The following is a 20127-nucleotide window of genomic DNA, read 5'->3' on the forward strand; positions in this document are numbered from 1 at the left end:
TCAGGAGTACGTACGGGTGGGGAGCACGGTGAGCTCCAGGTGGGCGCCGTCGTGGCCGCCGGTCAGCAGCCGCTGAGTGCTGCCCGTGGCGCGGCCCGCCCGCCATGGATGCGCGGTGCCCCCGCTGTGCGGGAGGTAGAGGGGGAAGCAGCTGGCGGCCAGTTGGACGCGGAGCCGATGGCCCGGTCCGACCCGATGTCCCGTGTCGCCGAGACGGATGGGGGCCCGGTGCCACTCGTCGGCGCCGCGCAGCCGGTACGGGGCCTCGAGGATGCGTCGGCTGGTGCCGTCGGGGGCCACGTCGCAGAGTTTGACGACGAGGTGGCCGGCGGCCGCGGTGGAGGTGACCGGCAGCACCAGCCGTACCGGCCCGGCCAGTTGCAGCGGGTCGCCGCAGGCGGGGCCGGTGAACGTCAGGACGTCCGGCCTGCGCTCGACCGTCCGCTCGTCCGGCAGGGCGAGCAGGGGGCGCCACCAGTCGAGGTCGGTGGCCGGCACCAGGTCCGCGGGGTCGTGCTCCCAACTCGCCGTACACGGCGTGGTGTCGGGTCGTGCCGACAGCGCTCCGCCCTCGGGGCCGGTGGCCGCGGCGGAAGCGTGGACGAGGTGGAGCCGGACGGTGACCGCTCCGGACGGCGGCCAGCACCCGGTCGCATGCCACCTGCCGCTCGTGCTCTGCCAGCGGACGGACGGCGACGACGCCCCTGCCGCGGCCCCTGCGAGGTGCCGCAGCAGGAAGTCGGTGACCGGGCCGAGTGAGCGGTCCAGCATCGCCTCCCGCGCGGCCGGATCGGTGAGGTGGTCGGGGCTGCGCCCGCTCCGTGTGAACATGTCGTCCTGGTGGTCGCCTGCACCGGCGAGCAGGTACTGAGGTGCGCTCGCCGTGCCCCGGGCCCGCTGCCAGTCACGCAGCTGGCCGCACTGGAACAGGTCGTACCAGCCCGTGCAGTGCAGGGTGGGCAGCCGCCCGTGGCCCGGCCCCGTTCCGCCGAAGGCCAGCCGTCGCCAGCGCGGGTCACCGGGCGGTGTGGTGGCCCACTCGGCCGGCGGCAGCGGTCCACCCGTGTCCGGCAGGCAGTCGAGCAGCTCGGCGAACGGCCGCCGCGACCAGTCGGGGGCGGACTGGACATTGGCGCGGCCCGCCCAGGTGGACGTCAGCCACTGCACCATGGGGCCGAGCCTGAACACCCCATGACGGTGGACGAGTTCTGCGCCGACGTCCGTGGCGGTCAGGCGGGAGACGAGCACGCGTACGGCCGGGTGACCGGACGCGGCCGCGGCCCAGGCGGTGTAGCCGTAGTAGGAGTTGCCCCAGCAGCCCACCGTGCCGTCCGACCAGCGCTGGGCGGTGATCCACTCCAGGGTGTCCCAGGCGTCGGCGACTTCCGCGGCGAACGGGACCGGCCGCCCCTCGGAACGGATCTTGCCGCGCACGTCCTGGGTCACCACGGCGAGGCCGGCCTCGGTCAGCCGGGCAGCGATGTCCGGCAGCAGGGTGTCCGCGTGTGTCTTGTCGTACGGGGTGCGGATCAGCACCGCCGGGAGCCGTGAGCATCGTCTGCGCGACGAGGGCAGGTGGACCTCGGTGTGCAGCCGCACGCCGTCCCGCAGGCGCACCCGGTGGGGCTCCGCCTGCGGGACCGGCGTACCGAACGGCACGGGGACGGCTGTACTCACCGGGCACTCACCCGGAGTGCGCCGAGGGGGTCACGCCGGCCGGGGCGTCCGGGTCCAGGCCCTCGTCGGCGTCGGCGGCCACGGCCCGCTCGGCCGTGAGGTCCAGTGACCGGCAGACCAGCAGGTAGAGCCCCGCCGAGATCACCAGGCCCACGATCATGGTGATGTCCAGGCCGCCGAGCCACTTCGCCAGCGGGCCCATGCTGTCGCCCACGACGGCGAACGGCATCATCGAGGCGAATCCGACGACGTAGGAGACGAGGCCGCGCCAGCTCCACCGTCCGTAGATGCCACGCGGGTTGAAGATCTCGCGGATGGAGTAGTGGCCTCGGCGCACCACGTAGAAGTCGACCAGGTTGATCGCCGTCCACGGGGTGAAGAGGTAGCCGAGCACGACGAGGAAGTGCTCGAACTGCTCGAGGAACGTCTCGTCCGAGCTGAAGGCGATCGCCGTGGACAGCAGGCCGATGACGACCAGGGTGACCACCCGTTTGGCCACGGTGGGCCGGATCTGCCGGATCGAGTCCATGCTGGACAGCAGGGTGAGGCTGCCGCCGTAGAAGTTGAGCGTGCCGATGGTGATCAGCGGCACCACGGACGCCAGCAGCAGGGTGATGCCGAACCCGTGGAAGACCTCGTCGCCGACCGAGATGACCGATTCGACGAGGGCCGCCTTGGGGAACAGGCCGGCGGCGACGGTGCCCACGAGCATCATCCAGGCGCCGCCGACGCTCGCGCCGAGGTAGGTCCACAGGAACGAGGAGCGCACGCCCACCGTCGGCGGCAGATAGCGCGAGTAGTCCGATACGTAGATCGACCAGGACAGCTGGTAGACCGCGGCCGTGAAGAACTGGACGAGGAAGGGTGCGAGGGCGAAGGTGCCCAGGTCGAGCTGTTCGGGGGTGAAGGGGTTCACCGCGAGGATGCCGACGGAGAACACGATCAGCGCCACGAACATGAGGTACGTCAGCCAGCGCGACGCCCGGTGGATGAAGTCGTAGCCGACCACCGCCAGCACGATGCCCACCACGGCGTAGCCGATGTAGCTGACAGGGTTGGGCACCCCGGCCAGGTGCTCCATGGTGCGGCCCACCAGGATCTGGTTGAACGCGGTGTAGCCGATGTATGTCACCAGGGCGGTGATCCACACCAGGAGAGCGCCGACGTACCCGAACTGCGGGCGGGACTGCACCATTTGGGGCAGGCCGAGCTGCGGGCCCTGGGTGGAGTGGAAGGCCATGAAGAAGGTGCCGAAGGCGGAGCCGAGGACGACCGCGATGGCCGTCCAGATCAGGTTGCCGCCGAGTGCCACGCCGATGGCGCCGGTGGCGACGGTGGCCAGGTGCGCGTCACCGGCGAACCACACGGGGAACAGGTGCCACACCTTGCCGTGGCGCTCGGCCAGGGGCACGTAATCGATGGAGCGGGTTTCGATGACCGAGCGGCTGCCGGGGGGCGTGGCCGGCGTGGCGGATGTCGAGTTCGAGGTGACGGTCATCTCGGGACCTCGTTCGGTGGGTGGGCTGCCTGGTTGAGGGAGGCGTAGGCCAACTGCTCCAGGAGCAGGGAGGCCTCGCGCGGGGAGTCCGCCGCCACGTCGATGACCCGCTTGGTGACGGCGACCGCGAGCGGGGGCAGCGCGGCCAGTTCCCCGGCGAGCCGCAGGGCGGTCTCCAGGTGCGCGCCCTCGTCGGTGACTTCGGTGAGCAGGCCCCAGCCGAGGGCTTCGCCGGCTGTCAGACGACGGCCGCGCAGGACGAGTTCGCGGGCGCGGGCCGGGCCGACGATCCGGGTCGTGCGGTACGTTCCGCCGGAGCTGGGGAGGATGCCGATGCCCACCTCCGGCAGGCCGAGCTTCGCGGTCGAATCCGCGATGCGGAAGTCGGCGGCCAGGGCGAGTTCCAGTCCGCCGCCGAGGCAGTATCCGGCGATGGCGGCGACGGTGGGCTGCGGCAGCGCGGCGACCTTCTCGTAGACGGCGCCGGAGTCGCGGTAGTAGGCGGCGATCGCCTCCGGGGTCATCTCGCGCAGTTCGCCGGTGTCGGCTCCGGCGGAGAAGACCTTGTCGCCGCCGGTGAGGACGACGGCTCGTGCGGTGGTGACGGCCTTGTCGTCCAGGGCGCGCAGCAGCTCGCGTTCGAGGTGGGTGGACAGGGCGTTGAGCTTGGCCTCGCGGCGCAGTGTCAGCACGGCGATGCCTGCGCTGCGCCGGATGTCGACGATGCCGGCGCCCGTCATGCCTGGGAGGCCTTGACCGTGGGGAAGTTCAGCAGGCCGAGGCCGCGCTTGCCGATCTCGTTGGCGATGACGAGGCGCTGGATCTCGGAGGTGCCCTCCCAGATGCGGTCGACGCGCAGCTCGCGGTAGAGGCGCTCGACCGGGTAGTCGCGCATGTAGCCGCGGCCGCCGAAGATCTGCACGGCACGGTCGATGACACGGCCCGCCGCCTCGGATGCGGACAGCTTGGCCATGGCCGCCTTGGCGTGCAGGGTTTTGCGGTCGCCGCCCTGGTCGAACTCCCAGGCGACCTGGTGGACGAAGGCGCGGTTGACGGCGATGTCGACGGCCGAGTCGGCGAGCATGGCCTGGATGAGCTGGCGCTCGATCAGCGGCTGCCCGCCCTGGACGCGCTCGCGGGCCCACTCGGTGGCGAGGGCGAGGGCGCGCTCGGCGGCGCCGACGGTGCGGGCGCCGATCATCAGGCGCTCCTCGGTGAACCAGCTGCGGGTGAGGTCGTAGCCGCCGCCGATCTCCCCCAGGACGGCGTCGCTGCCGACCTCGACGCCCTCGAAGACGTACTCGGGGTGCTCGTAGACGAAGGTGTGCATGTAGCGCGGGACGCGCTTGACGCGCACACCGGGCAGGTCCTTGTCCACGAGGAAGAGAGTCGGGGCCTTCTCGTCGCCGACGAGGGCGAGGACGAGGAAGAAGTCGGCGGCGTCGCCGACGGTGACGAACCACTTCTCGCCGTCGATCCGGTAGCCGGTGCCGTCGGCGTGGGGGGTGGCGGTGGTGGTGATGCCCTGCGGGTCGGAGCCGGCGTCGGCCTCGGTGATGGCGACGGCGTCACGGCGCTGTCCGAGGATGTCGGGGACGAGGTAGCGCTCGCGCTGCTCGGGGGTACAGGCGGCCAGCGCGTTGGCGGGCCGCCACACGGTGTCCCACAGGGCGTTGGTGAGCTTGCCGAGCTCCTCTTGGACGACGACCTGCTCCAGCACGCTCAGTCCGGCGCCGCCCCACTCGGTGGGCATGTTGATCGCCTGCAGGCCACTGGCGAGCACCGCTTCGCGGATGGACCGGTGGACTTCGGGGGACAGTCCGTTGTCGGTCTCGCACGCGTCCTCGTGGATCACGATCTTGTCGGCGAGTGCGGCGGCCCGCTCCTTGAGCTCGGCCAGGTGCGGGGTGTAGGCGAATTCCATCTGCGTTTCTCCCTGGTGAGTACGTGAGTGGATGAGTACGGAGGAGGTGTGGTCAGGCGTCGAGGACGATGCGGGCGTCCAGGCCCGTACAGCCGCTCGGGGTGACGAGCACAGGGTTGACCTCCAGCTCGGCGATCTCCGGGTGGGCGGCCGCGACGCTGGTGATGGCCTCGATGGCGCGGGCCGCGGCAGCGAGGTCGACCGCGGGGCGGCCGCGTACGCCGTGCAGCAACGGGGCAGCGGTGAGGCGTTCCAGCAGGGCACGGGCGTCGGTGGCCGTGACGGGTGCGAGGCCCAGGCGGACGTCGCGCAGCACCTCGGTGAAAATGCCGCCGAGGCCGACGAGCGCCACGGGCCCGAAGCGCGGATCGCGCCGTACGCCGACGATGAGCTCGACGCCGTCGCGGGTGTCGGCCATGGCCTCGACGCAGTAGCCGGGCGGGTCGAGGCGGCGGGCCATGTCGGCGTGCGCGGCGCGGACGGACGCCTCGTCGGCGAGGCCGAGGGCGACGCCTCCCGCGTCGGACTTGTGCAGCAGCCCCATGGCCTTGAGGACGACTGGTCCGTCGATGCGGGCGGCGGCCGCGGCGGCCTCGTCCTCCGTACGGACCAGGTGCGCGGCGGGGAACTCCAGCCCGCCCCGACGCAGCAGTTCGCGTGCGGTCCAGTAGTCGTCGGCGGTGACGGGGGCCGCCGGGGCGGGCACGGCCGGTATGCGCGGGGCGGTCCGCTCGGCCCGGTCCGCGATCCGGCCGAGGACCTGGGCGGCGTGCTCCACCGACCCGAAGACGCAGACGCCCTGCCGGCGCAGTTCGACGGCGGCGGGCGCGTCGGCGTACATGGTGTGGACGGCGACGGGCTTGCCGTGGTGGCGGATCCGCTCCGCCATCACGCGGGCGGTGGCGACCTCGGCCTCGGCGAGGGCCTCGCCATAGCCGCCGTAGCCGCCGAAGTAGCCGGTGACCAGCACGGAGTCGACCGAGTCGGCGCCGAGGGCGAGGTCGAGAACGCGGCCGAAGGAGGTGATGTCCTGCTCCCCCGCCCCGGCGAGGTCGACCGGGTTGGCGGTGCCCGCGGACGGGGGAAGTTCGGCCTTCAGCCCGGCGGCGAGGTCGTCGTCGAACTCGGGGACGTGCAGGCCGCAGGCCTCGGCGACATCGCTGGCGAGCGAGGCATGGCCGCCGCCGTCGGCGATGACGGCGACCCGGCGTCCGCCTCCGCGCCTGTTGCGGTGCAGCGCGCCCAGCAGGTGGGCGAGTTCGGCGACGGTGGCGACGCGGTCGACTCCGGCAGCCCGGCAGGCGGCGTCGATCACGGCGGAGTCGCTGGTGAGCGCGCCGGTGTGGGAGCGGGCTCCGCGCATGGAGGCCTGACCGGCACCGACGGTGAGCAGCGCGACCGGCTTCCCGGCCCGTACGGCGTCGGCGGCGGCCCGGGCGAAGGCGCGGCCGTCGCCGAAGTCCTCGCAGTACAGGGCGATCAGCTCGGTGCCGTCGTGCTCGGTGTAGCTGCGCACGAGGTCGGCGGCCGTGAGGTCGGCCTGGTTGCCGAGGGAGGCGAAGCGGGAGAACCCGAGTCCGTCGCGGTCGAGGAAACGGCTGAGTTCCAGGGCCATGTTGCCGCTCTGGGAGACGAAGCCGATGCCTCCGGCCGGCATGTCGTTCGAGGCCAGGCGCAGGTCGGTGGTGGCGTCGAGGACGCCGAGGCAGTTGGGGCCCAGCAGCACCGCGCCGGCCTGGCGGATGCGGTCGACGAGGACCGCCTGGCGTGCCCGGCCCTCCTCACCGAGCTCGGCGAAGCCTGCGGTGATGCCGACGATGGCGCGGGCTCCGGCGGCGAGGGCGTCGTCGACGGCGTCGGCGAAGCCTGCGGCGGGCACGGCGATGACGGCCAGGTCGACGCCGCCGGGGGCGTCGACCGCCTGCCGGTGGACGGCGCGGCCGAGGACGGGTTCGCCGCGGCGGTTGACCAGGTGAACAGGACGGCGGTGTTCGCCGCGCAGCGCCTGGACGCTGAGCCAGTTGCCGTACTTGGTCTGGTCGTTGCTGGCGCCGATGACGGCGACGGAGGAGGGGTCGAAGAGTGCTGACAGGTCGCGTACGGCGGGGACCGTCGCATCGGTCAGGGTCGTCACGGGGTCTCCTTCGCGCCGTGTGGGGTGTCCTCGGTCTCCCGTGCCGGGACCGGGTGTCCGGTGCCCCAGGCGTCGGCACCGCCGTCGACGGTGATGGTGGTTCCGGTGATGTACGAGCCGCCGGGCGAGGCGAGGAAGCACAGCAGGCCGGACACTTCCTCGGGGCGGCCGAGCCGGCCGAGCGGCACGGCCTGCTCCCAACGACGGCGATCCGCCTCCTCGTACGCGGCCTCCAGCCCTTCGGTGGCGATGGTTCCCGGGGCGACGCACACGGTGCGGATGCCGTAGCGGCTCCACTCCAGCGACAGTCCGGCGGCGAGGTTCTCGAGCGCGGCGCGGGCGGCGGTGGCGTGCACCATGCCGGGGATGCCGCGGCGCGGGGAGAACGCCATGAAGAAGACGGCACCGGAGCGGTTGGGGATCATGGAGCGGACGGCGACCTCGCGGGTCATCGCCCAGCCGGCGTCCACGGCCAGGTCGTGCACCGCGCGCCAGCCCTTGGGGGTGATGTCCTCGGCGGGGGCGGTGAACTGGCCGCCCGCGTTGTTGACGAGCACATCGATGCGGCCGAAGGCCTGCAGGGCCGTGCCGACGACGCGTGCGGTCTCCCCCTCGGCCCGGATGTCGGCGGCCACGGCCAGGCAGGTGCCGCCGGCGGCCTCGATCTCGGCGGCCACCTTCTCCAGGGGCTCGGGCCTGCGGCCGCACACCACGACGCGGGCCCCGCAGGAGGCGAAGTCGATGGCCACGGCCCGGCCGATGCCGGTGCCTCCGCCCGTGACGAGCACGACCTTGCCGTCGTGTACGTCCGGGCGCAACGGTGTTGATCCCACAGCGCTCTCTTTCCGTGCCCACAGCGGGGCCAACAGCGGGTTCGCGACCCGGATCGCAATCGAGTGACTGATCCGTTGGTCGGTAAGACGGCATCACTGTGAGCCCGCCCTCAGCGGGGTGTCAATAGGCTGCACCAGCTGGAGTTTTTCCCATCCAGGACGAGGTTCTGACATACCTGCCGTGACCGGCGGTATTGCGATTTTGGCAACGCAGGCGCTACCGTTCGGCGCATGGACGAGACAGCGCAGCGCGTGCGCCGGATCATCGACGGGGTCACGCAGACGCACCGCGATTTCGCGGCCCGGATCGGCCTCGAACCGACAAAACTGTCCAAGTCACTCAAAGGCCACCGGCGCTTCACACCCGGCGAGCTGGCGGCCATCGCCGCGGCCGCAGGGGTGAGCGTCGACTGGCTGGTGCACGGGGTCGGCCCCGGCCCCACCGAGCGGGGAGCCGGAACCGGCTCTCTCGGGGGAACGCCCGGCGACCCGGACCGCACCGGCGAAGAGCGCCGTACCGAGTTCCTGGAAGCCGCCTGGCGGCTGATCTCGGAACACGGCTACCACGCCGTGCGGATCGCCGACATCGCCCGCGCCTGCGGCACCAGCAGCGGCGCCGTGCACTACTACTTCCCCACCAAGCAGGACGTCCTCAACGCCGCTCTACTGCACTGCGTCGAGAGCGCCTTCGAGCGGCAGAGCGGCGAGCTGAGAAACGTGGACAGCGCGCACGAGCGACTGGTGCGGCTGATCGACATGCAGCTTCCAGCCGGCGGCCGGGTCCGGGACGAGTGGCTGGTCTGGCTGCAGTTCTGGGCCGAGACCGCCCTGCGCCCGGAACTGCGCTCCATCCACAACGACTTCTACGCCCGCTGGCGTGAGGCCGTGGTCCGCATCGTGCGCCGGGGTCAGCGTCAGGAGCAGTTCCGGGCCGACACCGATGCCGAACAGCTCGCACTCGGCCTCACCGCGCTCACCGACGGCCTGGCCATCCAGGTGCTGACCGGGGCGCCCGGGGTGACGCCGGAGCGGATGCGGGGCGTCCTGCTGGACTTCATCCGACGCGAGCTCCTCGCGCCCACGAGCGAGCCCGCCAGCGAGCCCGCCGGCGAGCCGACGACCGATCCCCTGAGCGAGGTGGAACATGCCGGTGCCTGATCCGTACGAGCCGGCGGGAAGCGGGATGGACCGGCTGGAGGAGCGGGTCCGCGCGAATCTCGCCGCCTTCGAGCGCCGTACGGCGGCGGCACCGCGGGACGCCCGTCGCGCGAGTGTGTGCCTCACCCTGCTTCCGCACCGCGGCAAGCCCCATGTTCTGCTGATCAAACGGGTCGCCCGCGGCCGCAACGCGGGTCAGTGGGCGTTGCCCGGCGGCCGGCTCGACGGCACCGAGACCCCGAAGCAGGCGGCGCTGCGCGAGCTCGCCGAGGAAACGGGCATCTGCGCCGGGCCGGCCGAAGTGGCGGGAGAGTTGGACGACTTCGTCACCGACTCGGGGTTCGTCATCACACCCGTGGTAGTGCTGCCGCGGCTTCCGGTGCGGCTGGAACGCAACCCTGACGAGGTCCATTCGCTGCATCCGATCCCCCTGCACCGACTCACTGAACCCGACGTTCCGCGCTGGCGAACGGATCCGCAGGGCCGGCCGCTGCTTCAGATGCCGCTGCGGCGGGGCATGGTGATCCACGCCCCGACCGGCGCGCTGCTGTGGCAGTTCCGCGAGGTGGCCCTGCTGGGACGGGCTACCCGGGTCGCCGACCTGGCCCAGCCGGACTTCACTCGCATCTGAGGGGTCCTTGTCGAGGGTTGGCGGTCGCCCACCGCCTGCACTGCGGCGCGGGCCGACGACCCGGCCACGAGTGGCTGTGACCAGCACATTCAAGCTGTGCCCGTGCTACTCCAGCCACGCCCCGTCGCGCATCAGGACCCTGCCACGAAGTTCCGGTACTCCGCGCCAGGCGCGCACTGTCTGGGGCGCCACGCACAGGTACAGGAAGGGCGTCTTTTCCCTACGCGGATCCCAGCCGAACTTGTCCGCGAACGCATCTGCGGCATCCGTTGGCGCTTCCGTCGCGGGATAGCACTTCGCCTCGCCTTGCAGCAGCACCACGTCGAAAGCATCGGGCAGAGCCAGCCGGGCGCGTGGTTCTCTCCGCGCATTGCGCGCGGTCGCGGAGTTCGCGCCGGTACACATCCACACTGCCTGCCCGTCCCACAGAAACCACAGTGGCACCTGATGCGGACCGTGCTCGGGGTGGGCTGTCGACACCCAAATGTCGCGCTCCGAGCCAAGCCGCTCCAGGGTGTCCCGCCTGCGCTCCGCCGTGGTGCGGCGAATGATCTCCGTAGCTTGCATGGGCGCCGACCCTAGCCAGCAGGTGCGCGGTGCGCATGGGGCACAAGTCCTAGGTCCCGAGGCGGACCATCGCCCAGGCGCCCAACAGCGGGCTTCACCAAGAAGTGCCCTGACCGGAACCCCGACGGCTGCCTTCTGCCGGGGCGCCGGCCGTCACCACCCCGTTCATCAAGGGTGCGCCGGGCGTCCGGCCTGCTACCCGCTCAGCGCAGCAACGCGTCGAGGAACGGGGTGGACAGCACGCGGTGGGGGTCCAGCCGGTCGAGAGTCGCGACCGCCTCGTCCCAGCCCGGTCCGCCCCCGGCACGCTGGCTGGCGGGGATGGCGCGGGTGAGGACGTCCGGGTCGGACCACGCGGCGGTGTCGGTGTATGCCCAGCCCTTGGACCACTCCACGCGAACCGTCGCTCGGTCACCGTCCAGGGCCAGGAGGAACTGCTCGATGTCGCGGTAGAAGCGGTGCAGGGCGGGGGTGGCCGGCAGGGAGAGGACGTCGATCCACACCGCGGTGTCGACGTCCGGCCGGTCGTGCCGCGGCCGCAGGGCGGACAGCAGCGGGGGCCGCGCGCCCGGGACACCGCACACGGCCGGGTCCTCCAGACCCGTCACCCGGATCTCCACCTGGCCGTTGACCGGGTACTCGCCGCGCGCCGCGTACTGCGCGAGCAGCGTGCGGTAGAAGCCGGCGAACTGGCTGACCACCCATTGCAGATCGGCGCGGCGGGTGAGGACGGCGTAACCGTTGGCGGTCTCGCGCAGCGTGGTGGGCCTCACGTACTGCAGCAGGTTGCGGGAGGCGCCCCACAGGTCCGACCGCAGGCCGCCTGCCAGTAGGTGGGTGAGAACGTCGCCGGTCAGCACATCCCGCACAAGGGTCCCCGAGAGCAGGACGTCGGTGATGTCGCCCGTCAACGCGACCTTCGCCATCAGGTACTGGACCTGCCCGAAGAGCGGCGCGCTCGCCCACGCACCGGAGACCACGTCCCCGGCCAGCCGCGCCACGGGCTCGGGGAGGGAGTCGGAGAACGGGTAGTTGTACGGCTCGTCGACCCCGCGGGCGGTGAACGGCCGCTTCGGGGCAACACTCCAGACCTTCAGCCACGGACAGTCGGTGAAGGCGAACCAGATCGCCTCCACTCGGCCGGTGCGGTCCACGTAACCGGCGAGTGTCCGCGTGCCGGCCGGAGCACCGGGGGCGGCGAACAGTTCGGTGGCGGGGACGTCCAGGAAGGACTGGCAGCGCAGATTGCGGTCCGTGCCCACCCGCAGAACGGCCTCGGTGACGAGCGAGCGGCCGAGGTGAGTGAGGAGCGCGGCGCAGTCGGGCTCGGCCCGGCCGAAGGTGCGCAGGGCGTAGCGGCCGGCGCCCTCGTCCCAGACGACCGCGGTCAGTTCGGTGACCAGGTTGCTCAGTGAACCGTAGCCCTGGCCGGACGACGGGCTCTCGCCGACGGCGGGGACGGCCGTGCCGTGCGCGCCGATGGCGAGCGCGCCACCGACCGAGAGATCGCCGGGTGCCGGCGCGGAGGCGACCCCGTATCCCGCCGCGCCGGCGAACGCGAGCAGCGTCTCCAGTGAGGCACCGGCCTGCACCCGGATCGCGGCCGACCCGTCGGCGCCCTGCTGCTCCAGCGACATCGCGGTGAGGTGTGCGGTGGTGTCCAGCAGGACGACCTTGGCCGCGGCGGGGGTGCTGTCAGCCACCGTGAGGGGAGCCCAGCCGTGCCGCTGCCCTTGCGCGCGTACCGTCCAGCCGGCTCCGTAGGCCCAGTTGACGACGGCCAGTACCTCCTGCGGGTCGCGCGGCGCACACGTCCACAACTGGTCCGTACGAATCTCGCCGGCCCAGTTCTCGTAGGCGCGCTGATAGACATCGATCCCGGCCGGGAAGCCCGGCGGCGATGCCGAGGCCGCGTAGGCACTGCCCGGGCGGACCAGCCCGCGCAGCATCCACACCGCGCCGCCCGCGGCCGCCGACGATGCGAGCAGCCTGCGCCGTGACAGCCCGCCGCCCTGGTTCGAAGAACTGTCCGTCATCCCCGTATCCCCCTGACCCGCTCCGGACCGGCCCGCCCTGGCCGGTCGAGCACGCACGTTACCCAGCACAGACGGCCTCACGGTCACACGTTCGGCCGATTCACATGAACGAGTGAATGGCCCCCGAACCTGCTCCTCCTCGGGGCTCTTGCCATGTAGGCGGCCCGCCCGCTGCAGGCCAGGTGCCTGAGAGGTCGCGGATATCGAGGACGGTGCCGTGGCGCGGTGCTGACACCGACGACATGCCGTGGGCAACTCCTCACACAAACGCCGACGGGGCGGCCAACCGTGGTGCTCGCCCCGCTCCCTGCGCCCCCCGTCCTCACCGACACGGCCCGCAACAACACCGCCCCGCAACCGTCCCGGCCGACCGGCAGCCACACAACGAGCCCGCGCTCTTCCCGGCCCAGCGACCAGGGGAACCGCTGACCAGCAGACAACTCGGTAATCGGCTTCGCAACATTGAGCTTTCCTCTGAGGCCGGCCGATGCGCGGCTCTCAAACGGTGGCCGGCCGCCGAAGTTTGACCCGGCCGGCCACCGCTAGCGGCACGCGGTCGAGCGCGGCATCAATCGCCTCACGAGGCACCGGGCCGTGGCCAGGCTTACGACAAGTCGGCGGCCCGCTGCAAGACGACCGTCCTCGTGCGGCCCTCACCGAGTGGCTATGACCACCGCTTTCGATGCACGCGCTAGGAGCGTGGGTCGGTAATGGCCCAGCCGACGAGCGGGGTTGTGTAGTCGTAGATCAGCAGTCGGACCATCAGACGCGGGTCATACGGCGGGAAACCGCGCTTCTCGGTGTAGACCGCCAGGATCGGGGCCAGGTCCAGGGCCTCGTCGACCAACTCGGCGACGAACCACGCCAGATGGTCCTGCGGCAACCGCTCATCCAGCGACGGCGGCAGCAACATCATCTGAACGGGGACGAAGACCCGGAACGTCTTCTTCACCGGCACCGTCTGCGCGGTCTGCGGCTCCACCACCGCCGCCGGATACACCTCGAACAGGCCATCCCCACCAGACATACCAGGATTCTTCCATATGGAAGATCACGAACAGGAGGCGGTGTCGGGCTCAACTGCCTGATTGACCGCCAATGTCCGCGGCCAGCGCCGCGTAGATGTACTCGCTGCCCCAGCGATCCCCGTCGAGGTCGTTCTCGACCAGGTGCGCCTCCCGGCGCATCCCGAGGCGCTCACAGACCCGCACAGACCCGGTGTTCTCCACATCCAGCCGTGCGTAGAGCCGGTGCACGCCCAGCGTGTCGAAGGCAAACCCGGCCAGCGCCGCTGCCGCCTCGGTCGCGTAGCCGTGCCCCTGGTGACGTGGGTCGAGAGTCCAGCCGATCTCGGCCTGGGCGGCGCGGGCATCAGCCAGGGCGAGGCTCACCTCGCCAAGGATGTCGGACTCATCGCGTCGGCAGACGGCGAGTGCCAGCTTGTCCCCGTCGGCGCGCCAGGCCGTCTGCGCCGCGCGCTCGGCGGCAACCTGCTCGCTGCGCTCACGCGTGTGCGCCGGCCGGTACAAGTAGCGCGCCACGCTCGGCAGGCTCTGGTAGGCGTACAGGTCGTCGGCGTCGCCGGGAGTGAACAGACGCAGCGACAACCGGGCCGTGGTCAACGGCAGCAGCGAGGCGACGTCCATGCGGGCCTCCGGGTCGCGGATGTGGATCAAGATGCGGAATGATTTTCGCATCACGACTGCCCGGCAGCCACGCCTTTTCAACAGCAACGCCCGACAGCCCCACTCCACCAAGAGGCGCGGCATTCCAGGAGTTGTTTAGTGACCCACGCTCCTAGTGGGCGGCGGACGACTCGTCCGCGAGTCGGTTGTTGCGGTCGATTTCCGGCATGTGCGTCTCGGCCCAGACCCGCAGGGCGGACAGCGGTCTTTCGAGGGACAGGCCGAGCTCGGTGAGCCGGTAGTTCACCGCGGGTGGCACGGTGGGTTCCACCCGGCGCGCGACCAGGCCGTCGCGGACCAGGCTCTGCAGGGTGACGGACAGCATCTTCTGTGAGATGCCTGGGATACGGCGCCGCAGCTGCGCGAAACGGAGCTCGCCCGGAGCCTCCTCGGCCAGCAGCTTGACCACCATCGACGTCCACTTGGTACCGATGCGGTCGAGCAACTGGCGGGTCGGGCAGCGTGGATCCAGCAGATCACCGCGCTCACCGGGCCGCTGGTCAGGTCCGCCGGACCTCGACGTGGTCACCCGGGGCTCACCACCTGAAGAGAAAGTGCCGTCTTGGGCCCACAACGGTAGTTCCCTAGCGTGACCTTGTCACCATTCCTCACCACATCCCTGGAGTACCTCCATGCCTGAGCTGCGACGCCTTGCCGTCAACGGTGTCGAACTGAACGTCGCCCTCGCCGGATCGGGACCGGCCGTCCTGCTGCTGCACGGCTTCCCGCACACCTGGGAGCTGTGGACGGACGTCATGGCCGATCTCTCCGGCCAGTACCGCGTCATCGCGCCGGACCTGCGCGGGTTCGGCGCGAGCACCCGGGCCGCATGCGGGTACGACGCGGGCACCCTGGCCGAGGACGCCGCTGCGCTTCTCACCACGCTCGGCGTTTCCTCGGCCGCGGTGGTCGGCATCGACGCAGGCACCGCGCCGGCCTTCCTCCTCGCCCTGCGCCGCCCCGGACTCGTCCGGCGCCTGGTCGTCATGGAGTCCCTCCTGGGCAGGCTGCCCGGCGCCGAGGACTTCCTCGCCGACGGGCCGCCGTGGTGGTTCGGCTTCCATACCGCCGCGCCCGGCCTCGCCGAAACCGTGCTGGAGGGCCACGAAGCCGCGTACGTCGACTGGTTCCTGCACACCGGCACGCTCGGCGACGGAGTCCGCCCCACCATCCGAGACGCCTTCGTCCGCGCGTACACCGGCCGCCAGGCGTTGAGCTGCGCCTTCTCGTACTACCGAGCCCTGCCCCAGAGCGCCGCACAGATCGAGCAGGCCATCACCACCGCCCGCCTCACGGTACCGACGATGGCGCTGGGCGCCCGGCCGGTCGGTACCGCGCTGGAACGTCAGCTCCGCCCGGTCACCGACGATCTCACCGCACACCTCATCGAAAACTGCGGCCACATCATCCCCCTGCACCGGCCACACGCCCTGCTCACGCGGCTGCGCCCGTTCCTGGCGGGTGAGGACGCCCGAGCGGCGTGACCCGCCGGGCGGGGCCGGGGCTGCGAGGACTACAAGGCGAGCGACGCGGCCGAGTACGGCACCCATCGCCTCACCACACCGGGCCATGGACACCCGGCACGACAAGTCGGCGGCCCGTCACGACGCGACCGCCCGTGACGGGCCATCAACGAGCGGCTGTGACCAGCACGTTCAGCAGGCGCCCCAGGCGGAGGAGCATCCCGGCTCACCGGTAGCCTGCGTCACCATGATGCGCGCTTGGATCCTGCCGATACTGTTCGTGCTCTGTGGCTCAGCCATCGCGACCGCGCTGATCTCCCACGGGAACCCCGGCGCAGCCACAGCACTCCTGCTGGCGTTCCTGACGCTCGCAGGCGTCAACTCACCCCTGATCTTCCCGAGGTCGATCAGCGCGCGCGAGGCACAACAGCGCAGCATGACCGACGGCCGGCCAGTCGTCTTCTGGCGTCCGGGCTGCACGTACTGCATGCGACTGCGCATCCGGCTGGGCCGGAGCGCCCGCCAGTTGCACTGGGTCAACACCTGGCGTGACCCGGCAGGAGCCGCAGCAGTGAGGGCAGCCAACGACGGCAACGAGACCGTGCCCACCGTCGTCGTGGCCGGCCGGCCACACACCAACCCAGACCCCCAATGGGTGCGCGAACAGCTCCCGCCTTCCGCGTGATCACAAACTACGCACTGGACACAGGCACCACAGACCCAATGGACAGAGGTCAAAAGACCAGCTGACAACCGGCGTTGTGAGCCCTGCATCAGCAGTTCTAGAGCTGCCGGCTCCAAGAAGAAGCCTTTGCGTAACAGCCCGGGAAACGGTCACCGTGACCGGGCCCCTAACCGGAACCGCTTGAGGCCCACGCGACGCATCTGAAGCAGCACACCACCTTGGCGGGGGGCGGGCCACCAGCCCCGCAACCCCGCCCACGGCAGACCGGGACGCTCCTGGGCCAGCCACGCTGCGAAGAAGCGAAAAGCCAGTGCAGGTGAGCCCACCACCGACGACCAACCAGGCCCCTGTGATGAACCAGGGCTGACCGCCGGCCGGCTCCCCCCGGAACGGTGATCAGCAGCCGTACGGCTGCCTTGGGCACTGATGTTGCCGTCAACTACTGCCGTCACCCGGCGCAGTACCCCCGCCGGGCGACCCTGGCGGGCTTCGTGCTGCGAGTCAGCCCTGATGGCTGCCAAATCCCGGCGCCACGTAGCGCTGGTACGACAAAGCCCACACGTCGGTTTCACGGCGTATCCGCCTCATTGTCGACAGCGGATCGTCGTCCCAGCTTTCGAGTATCGACTCCGTGGACGCCTGACAGGATCGCTCAAAGTCCACGGCGCCCACAGCTCTCCTCAGACCGATCTCGAGAGAGCCGACAACCTCGACAGCCCTGGAAGACAGCTCATTTCGGGACACCGCTTCGCCGCGGGCCAACTGCCCGAGGGACGCAGCCGCAAGATCACGGAACCCGGCGACGAACTCATCAGGCACGGTGAGGGCAGATGCCTGCTCCACCAACTTGTGGTTCGCCTCCTCTGCCGCTCGCAGCAGTTCCGGGTTGATCTCGGATCCGCGGAGATGTCGCCATACGGCGCGGACGCCAGCGTCCACGCGGTAGTACACAGCCTGAAGAGATTCGTTGGGACATGCGACGAAGACGGCGCCCCCGATACGAAGCGTCAAAGAGGCGCTGTAGGCCACATCGGGCCCGCGGGGTGTTTCCTGCATGAGTGCTCCATACCTGTGGGCTGGACAGGACTGTGCCGGGCGGAGGAAGCCCCGCTACGCACAGCCTTGACCACTGACTATCACTCAGCTGTGAAATTGGCGCCCTGCGTGCGCGCACACGGGACAGATCGGCCCGCTGACCGCGGCTCCCGCGGCACCGGGCTGGTCACCGCGCACCGACGTGCTCCAGGCGAGGAGCTTGCGGCATGGAAGCAGCAGCACAACGCCTCACACCGCCGTGTCCGTGCTCGCATGGAGCGCACCTTCGCGCGGATGAAGACCCGGAAGGTCCTCCGCGACTGCCGGCTGAAAGGAGAGGGCGCCCACCACGCACTAAGCGGCATTGCCCATCTGCACGACCTTGCGCGGCCGCGCCGGACCGCACTCGACCGAAGCACTGCCCGTTCAGGATTCGGCGGGCAGGAGCTGGACAGGCCGACCCAGTTCCCCTCGTCCACCTTGGGTGTGGGCCGCTTGAACCCTCCAGCAGCCGGCGGGCGGCGGGACCGATGCCTGGACGGTCATCTCCCCACCGGGATACTCGATGCCCAGTTCGCAGCCCGCGCCGGCGGATTCCATGAGCACGGCCAGCGGCAAGCCACGCAGGAGGCTCGGCGCTCGGGCAGACATCTAGTGATGGCTGGTGCGTCCGCCAGCACCAGTCCCTGCGCACTGTTGTGGTCAACGGTGATCGAGGCGGCGCCGTCGGGGTCGTCGGCCAGGGCGTCGGGGACGGTGATGCGCTTACCGGCTCGCGCTGCACCTCGAAACCCTGGGCCACGACCATCACCATCTTCAGGCCGTGCTGTCCGGCCCGGCCGACATAACCCCACCACTGGGTCATCGAAGGCCACCCTCGGCTGGCCCATGCTCCACAGCCGCCCGGCCGGCGACTCCGAAACCCACCCTCACCGATCCACGGCCGTGATCCAACTCGCGCCCGGCCTCCGGGGCGCCGTCGGATCGTCCAGTAATTCCTTGCTTGACATATGCCCGATATGTGCTGTCAATGGATATATCTAGACAACTAGATAGATTCTGGGCTGGGGGGTGGAACGAAGGCAGGGGTCATGTCCGGGTCGGTCACTGGTGGAGAGCTGGTCGTGAGGATGCTGGAGTCGTTGGGTGTCCGGACGGTCTTCGGGGTGCCTGGCGGCCAGACGCTCTCCATCACGGACGCGATCCTGGCCTCGCCGGTGATCGAGTTCGTCACCGCCCGGCACGAGAACGCGGCGGCCGTCATGGCGGACGCCTACGGCCGGCTGACGGGGACGCCGGGGGTCTGCCTTGCGACGACGGGGCCGGGGGCGACCAACCTGCTCACCGGGGTGGGCGGCGCGGTCCGTGATTCCAGCCCGATGCTGGTGCTGACCTGCAACAACGCCGGCGAGAACATACACCGCGACGACGCCCAGAACGCCGATCACGTGGAGCTGTTCCGGTCCCTGACCAAGTTCAGCCGCCTGGTGGCTCATCCGAGCGCGCTGTGCCAGGCCGTGGAGGAGGCCTATCTGAACGCGATGTCCGGCAATCCGGGGCCGGCTCATCTGGACTTCGCCCGGGACACCATCGAGGGGCCGGTGGCCGATGCGGACGCGGCGGTGCCCGAGGGGGAGCATCCGATGCGCCGCTGGGTGGTGCAGCGTCCCCGCGCCGATGTCCACGCACTGGCCGATGTCGCTGGGCGGCTCGCGCGGGCCGAGCGGCCGGTGCTGTGGCTGGGCAACGGCTGCAATCGCTCCGGCGCCGGCGAGGCCGCGCTGGCGCTGGCGGAGGCCCTGCGGATACCGGTGATCACGACGTTCAACGGCATCGGTACCGTGCCGACCACGCATCCCCTGGTCTTCGGGGCGCTGAGCCGGATGGGCACCCGGCTGTCCAGCCGTGTCATGGCCGACGCCGATCTGGTGCTCGCGGTGGGCAACAGCCTCAACGCCGTCTCGACCGGCCGGTGGCGGATGGACCTGCCGCAGGTGATCCAGATCGACGTGGACCCCGCCATGCTGGGCCGTTACTACGGCCGCCGGACCATCGGGGTCGTGGCGGACGCGAGGGCCACGCTGGAGGAACTCCACGCTCTGCTGGCCGGCCGGGCCGACGAGTTCTCTGCCCGCCGCTCGGCCTGGACAGCCGAGCTGAAACAGGCCGAGGAGCAGTGGTGGCAGGAGCCGGCCGCCGCGGCGGCGCCGGCGCATACGGACGGCCTGTCCCCCGCGGACGTCGTACTGCGGCTGCGCTCGGCCGCGCCCGACGAGACGCTGCTCATCCCGGACGCGGGGAATCCGGGTGTGTGGTCGTACCTGTGGCAGATCCGGCAGCCCGGCAGCTACATCAAGCCGGTGGGCTTCGGGAACATGGGCTTCGCGGTCCCCGCCGCCGTCGCGGCGGCCGTGGCCGCCCCCGAGCGCCCCGTCCTGGCCCTGGTCGGGGATGGTTCGCTCGGCATGAGTCTGGCGGAGCTGGAGACTTTGGTGCGGGTGGGGGGCCGCGTCGCGGTCGTCGTGCTCAACGACGCCGGTTACGGCAACATCCGCCAGGAACAGATCGTCCACTACGACAACCGGACCATCGGTGTGGACTTCGGGCCGTCGGACTACGCCCGGGTCGCCCGCGGTCTCGGCCTGCCGGCCGAGCGGACCACCCGCCTGGAAGAGCTCGCCAAGCACGTCGCGGAAACCCTGGAGGGCCGCACGCCCGCTCTCTTCGACGTCCCCATCGACCGGAGCGTCAACGCCTGGACCTACCCCGCCTTCCGTCCCTACGAGCCGGAGGAGGGCTGA

The 20127-nt window shown here is 70.9% G+C and carries 16 protein-coding genes and 2 pseudogenes; 6 read left to right on the forward strand and 12 right to left on the reverse strand.

All coding sequences use genetic code 11. The features are described 5' to 3' along the window. The 6 genes from AC0B9F_RS11010 to AC0B9F_RS11035 are packed head-to-tail and all read right to left on the reverse strand — an operon-like array spanning position 1 to position 8066. Positions 1 to 1677, reverse strand: a complete 1677-nt coding sequence (locus AC0B9F_RS11010; protein WP_472001076.1) for a CocE/NonD family hydrolase — start codon at positions 1675 to 1677, stop codon at positions 1 to 3. Between the two features lie 7 nt (positions 1678 to 1684). After that, a complete protein-coding gene (locus tag AC0B9F_RS11015; protein ID WP_472001078.1) occupies positions 1685 to 3175 on the reverse strand; it encodes a purine-cytosine permease family protein in 1491 nt (496 codons plus the stop codon). Then, positions 3172 to 3915: an enoyl-CoA hydratase/isomerase family protein gene (locus tag AC0B9F_RS11020; protein WP_472001080.1), complete on the reverse strand. Its 744-nt coding sequence runs from the start codon at positions 3913 to 3915 to the stop codon at positions 3172 to 3174. Before AC0B9F_RS11020 ends, AC0B9F_RS11015 begins: the two co-directional genes overlap by 4 nt. Beyond that, positions 3912 to 5099, reverse strand: coding sequence for an acyl-CoA dehydrogenase family protein (locus AC0B9F_RS11025; RefSeq protein ID WP_472001081.1), 1188 nt, complete (start codon positions 5097 to 5099; stop codon positions 3912 to 3914). The genes AC0B9F_RS11020 and AC0B9F_RS11025 overlap by 4 nt, the downstream gene beginning before the upstream one ends. 52 nt (positions 5100 to 5151) lie before the next feature. Then, on the reverse strand, positions 5152 to 7233 hold the full coding sequence (locus AC0B9F_RS11030) for an acetate--CoA ligase family protein (RefSeq protein WP_472001085.1): 2082 nt from the start codon (positions 7231 to 7233) through the stop codon (positions 5152 to 5154). Then, positions 7230 to 8066, reverse strand: a complete 837-nt coding sequence (locus AC0B9F_RS11035) for an SDR family NAD(P)-dependent oxidoreductase (RefSeq protein WP_472001087.1) — start codon at positions 8064 to 8066, stop codon at positions 7230 to 7232. Before AC0B9F_RS11035 ends, AC0B9F_RS11030 begins: the two co-directional genes overlap by 4 nt. A 231-nt stretch (positions 8067 to 8297) precedes the next feature. On the opposite strand from AC0B9F_RS11035, the gene AC0B9F_RS11040 reads away from it, so the two are divergent. Then, positions 8298 to 9224: a TetR/AcrR family transcriptional regulator gene (locus tag AC0B9F_RS11040; protein ID WP_472001089.1), complete on the forward strand. Its 927-nt coding sequence runs from the start codon at positions 8298 to 8300 to the stop codon at positions 9222 to 9224. Next, positions 9217 to 9855: an NUDIX hydrolase gene (locus AC0B9F_RS11045; protein ID WP_472001091.1), complete on the forward strand. Its 639-nt coding sequence runs from the start codon at positions 9217 to 9219 to the stop codon at positions 9853 to 9855. Before AC0B9F_RS11040 ends, AC0B9F_RS11045 begins: the two co-directional genes overlap by 8 nt. A gap of 105 nt (positions 9856 to 9960) precedes the next feature. Here the strand turns inward: AC0B9F_RS11045 and AC0B9F_RS11050 are convergent, their stop codons facing one another. The 5 genes and pseudogenes from AC0B9F_RS11050 to AC0B9F_RS11070 all read right to left on the reverse strand — a co-directional run bounded on the left by AC0B9F_RS11050 (position 9961) and on the right by AC0B9F_RS11070 (position 14672). After that, complete coding sequence (locus AC0B9F_RS11050; RefSeq protein WP_472001092.1) at positions 9961 to 10422, reverse strand: pyridoxamine 5'-phosphate oxidase family protein; 462 nt, start codon at positions 10420 to 10422, stop codon at positions 9961 to 9963. 203 nt (positions 10423 to 10625) lie between these two features. Then, on the reverse strand, positions 10626 to 12458 hold the full coding sequence (locus tag AC0B9F_RS11055) for a cholesterol oxidase substrate-binding domain-containing protein (RefSeq protein WP_472001095.1): 1833 nt from the start codon (positions 12456 to 12458) through the stop codon (positions 10626 to 10628). Between the two features lie 730 nt (positions 12459 to 13188). Further along, positions 13189 to 13410, reverse strand: a pseudogene (locus AC0B9F_RS11060) (transposase); the annotation flags it as partial. A 124-nt stretch (positions 13411 to 13534) separates the two neighbouring features. Then, on the reverse strand, positions 13535 to 14104 hold the full coding sequence (locus tag AC0B9F_RS11065; RefSeq protein ID WP_472002109.1) for a GNAT family N-acetyltransferase: 570 nt from the start codon (positions 14102 to 14104) through the stop codon (positions 13535 to 13537). Positions 14105 to 14255: 151 nt separating this feature from the next. Continuing rightward, entirely contained in the window at positions 14256 to 14672 is a 417-nt protein-coding gene (locus AC0B9F_RS11070; RefSeq protein ID WP_472001098.1) for a winged helix-turn-helix transcriptional regulator, read from the reverse strand. Positions 14673 to 14775: 103 nt separating this feature from the next. On the opposite strand from AC0B9F_RS11070, the gene AC0B9F_RS11075 reads away from it, so the two are divergent. Together AC0B9F_RS11075 and AC0B9F_RS11080 are read left to right on the forward strand one after the other, a co-directional pair. Further along, positions 14776 to 15627 carry an alpha/beta fold hydrolase gene (locus AC0B9F_RS11075; RefSeq protein WP_472001100.1) on the forward strand — a complete coding sequence of 284 codons (852 nt, stop codon included), beginning with the start codon at positions 14776 to 14778 and terminating at the stop codon, positions 15625 to 15627. A 226-nt stretch (positions 15628 to 15853) separates the two neighbouring features. Further along, entirely contained in the window at positions 15854 to 16291 is a 438-nt protein-coding gene (locus AC0B9F_RS11080; RefSeq protein WP_472002111.1) for a glutaredoxin domain-containing protein, read from the forward strand. 501 nt (positions 16292 to 16792) lie between these two features. Here AC0B9F_RS11080 and AC0B9F_RS11085 read toward each other — a convergent pair. Further along, positions 16793 to 17347 (reverse strand): hypothetical protein, encoded by a 555-nt coding sequence (locus tag AC0B9F_RS11085; RefSeq protein WP_472001102.1) that lies wholly within the window; start codon positions 17345 to 17347, stop codon positions 16793 to 16795. Between the two features lie 135 nt (positions 17348 to 17482). Here AC0B9F_RS11085 and AC0B9F_RS11090 point away from each other — a divergent pair. Both AC0B9F_RS11090 and AC0B9F_RS11095 read left to right on the forward strand, forming a co-directional pair. Beyond that, positions 17483 to 17713: pseudogene (locus AC0B9F_RS11090) on the forward strand (IS5/IS1182 family transposase); the annotation flags it as partial. 704 nt (positions 17714 to 18417) lie between these two features. Next, entirely contained in the window at positions 18418 to 20127 is a 1710-nt protein-coding gene (locus AC0B9F_RS11095) for a thiamine pyrophosphate-binding protein (protein WP_472001105.1), read from the forward strand.

The organism is Streptomyces sp. NPDC097129, assembly GCF_055668065.1.

Bases quoted from the DNA above. Each gene is read 5' to 3' on its own strand.
- AC0B9F_RS11015 (WP_472001078.1), bottom strand. From the start codon at position 3,175: ATGACCGTCACCTCGAACTCGACATCCGCCACGCCGGCCACGCCCCCC.
- AC0B9F_RS11020 (WP_472001080.1), bottom strand. From the start codon at position 3,915: ATGACGGGCGCCGGCATCGTCGACATCCGGCGCAGCGCAGGCATCGCC.
- AC0B9F_RS11025 (WP_472001081.1), bottom strand. From the start codon at position 5,099: ATGGAATTCGCCTACACCCCGCACCTGGCCGAGCTCAAGGAGCGGGCC.
- AC0B9F_RS11040 (WP_472001089.1), top strand. From the start codon at position 8,298: ATGGACGAGACAGCGCAGCGCGTGCGCCGGATCATCGACGGGGTCACG.
- AC0B9F_RS11050 (WP_472001092.1), bottom strand. From the start codon at position 10,422: ATGCAAGCTACGGAGATCATTCGCCGCACCACGGCGGAGCGCAGGCGG.
- AC0B9F_RS11055 (WP_472001095.1), bottom strand. From the start codon at position 12,458: ATGACGGACAGTTCTTCGAACCAGGGCGGCGGGCTGTCACGGCGCAGG.
- AC0B9F_RS11065 (WP_472002109.1), bottom strand. From the start codon at position 14,104: ATGGACGTCGCCTCGCTGCTGCCGTTGACCACGGCCCGGTTGTCGCTG.
- AC0B9F_RS11075 (WP_472001100.1), top strand. From the start codon at position 14,776: ATGCCTGAGCTGCGACGCCTTGCCGTCAACGGTGTCGAACTGAACGTC.
- AC0B9F_RS11080 (WP_472002111.1), top strand. From the start codon at position 15,854: ATGATGCGCGCTTGGATCCTGCCGATACTGTTCGTGCTCTGTGGCTCA.
- AC0B9F_RS11085 (WP_472001102.1), bottom strand. From the start codon at position 17,347: ATGCAGGAAACACCCCGCGGGCCCGATGTGGCCTACAGCGCCTCTTTG.
- AC0B9F_RS11095 (WP_472001105.1), top strand. From the start codon at position 18,418: ATGTCCGGGTCGGTCACTGGTGGAGAGCTGGTCGTGAGGATGCTGGAG.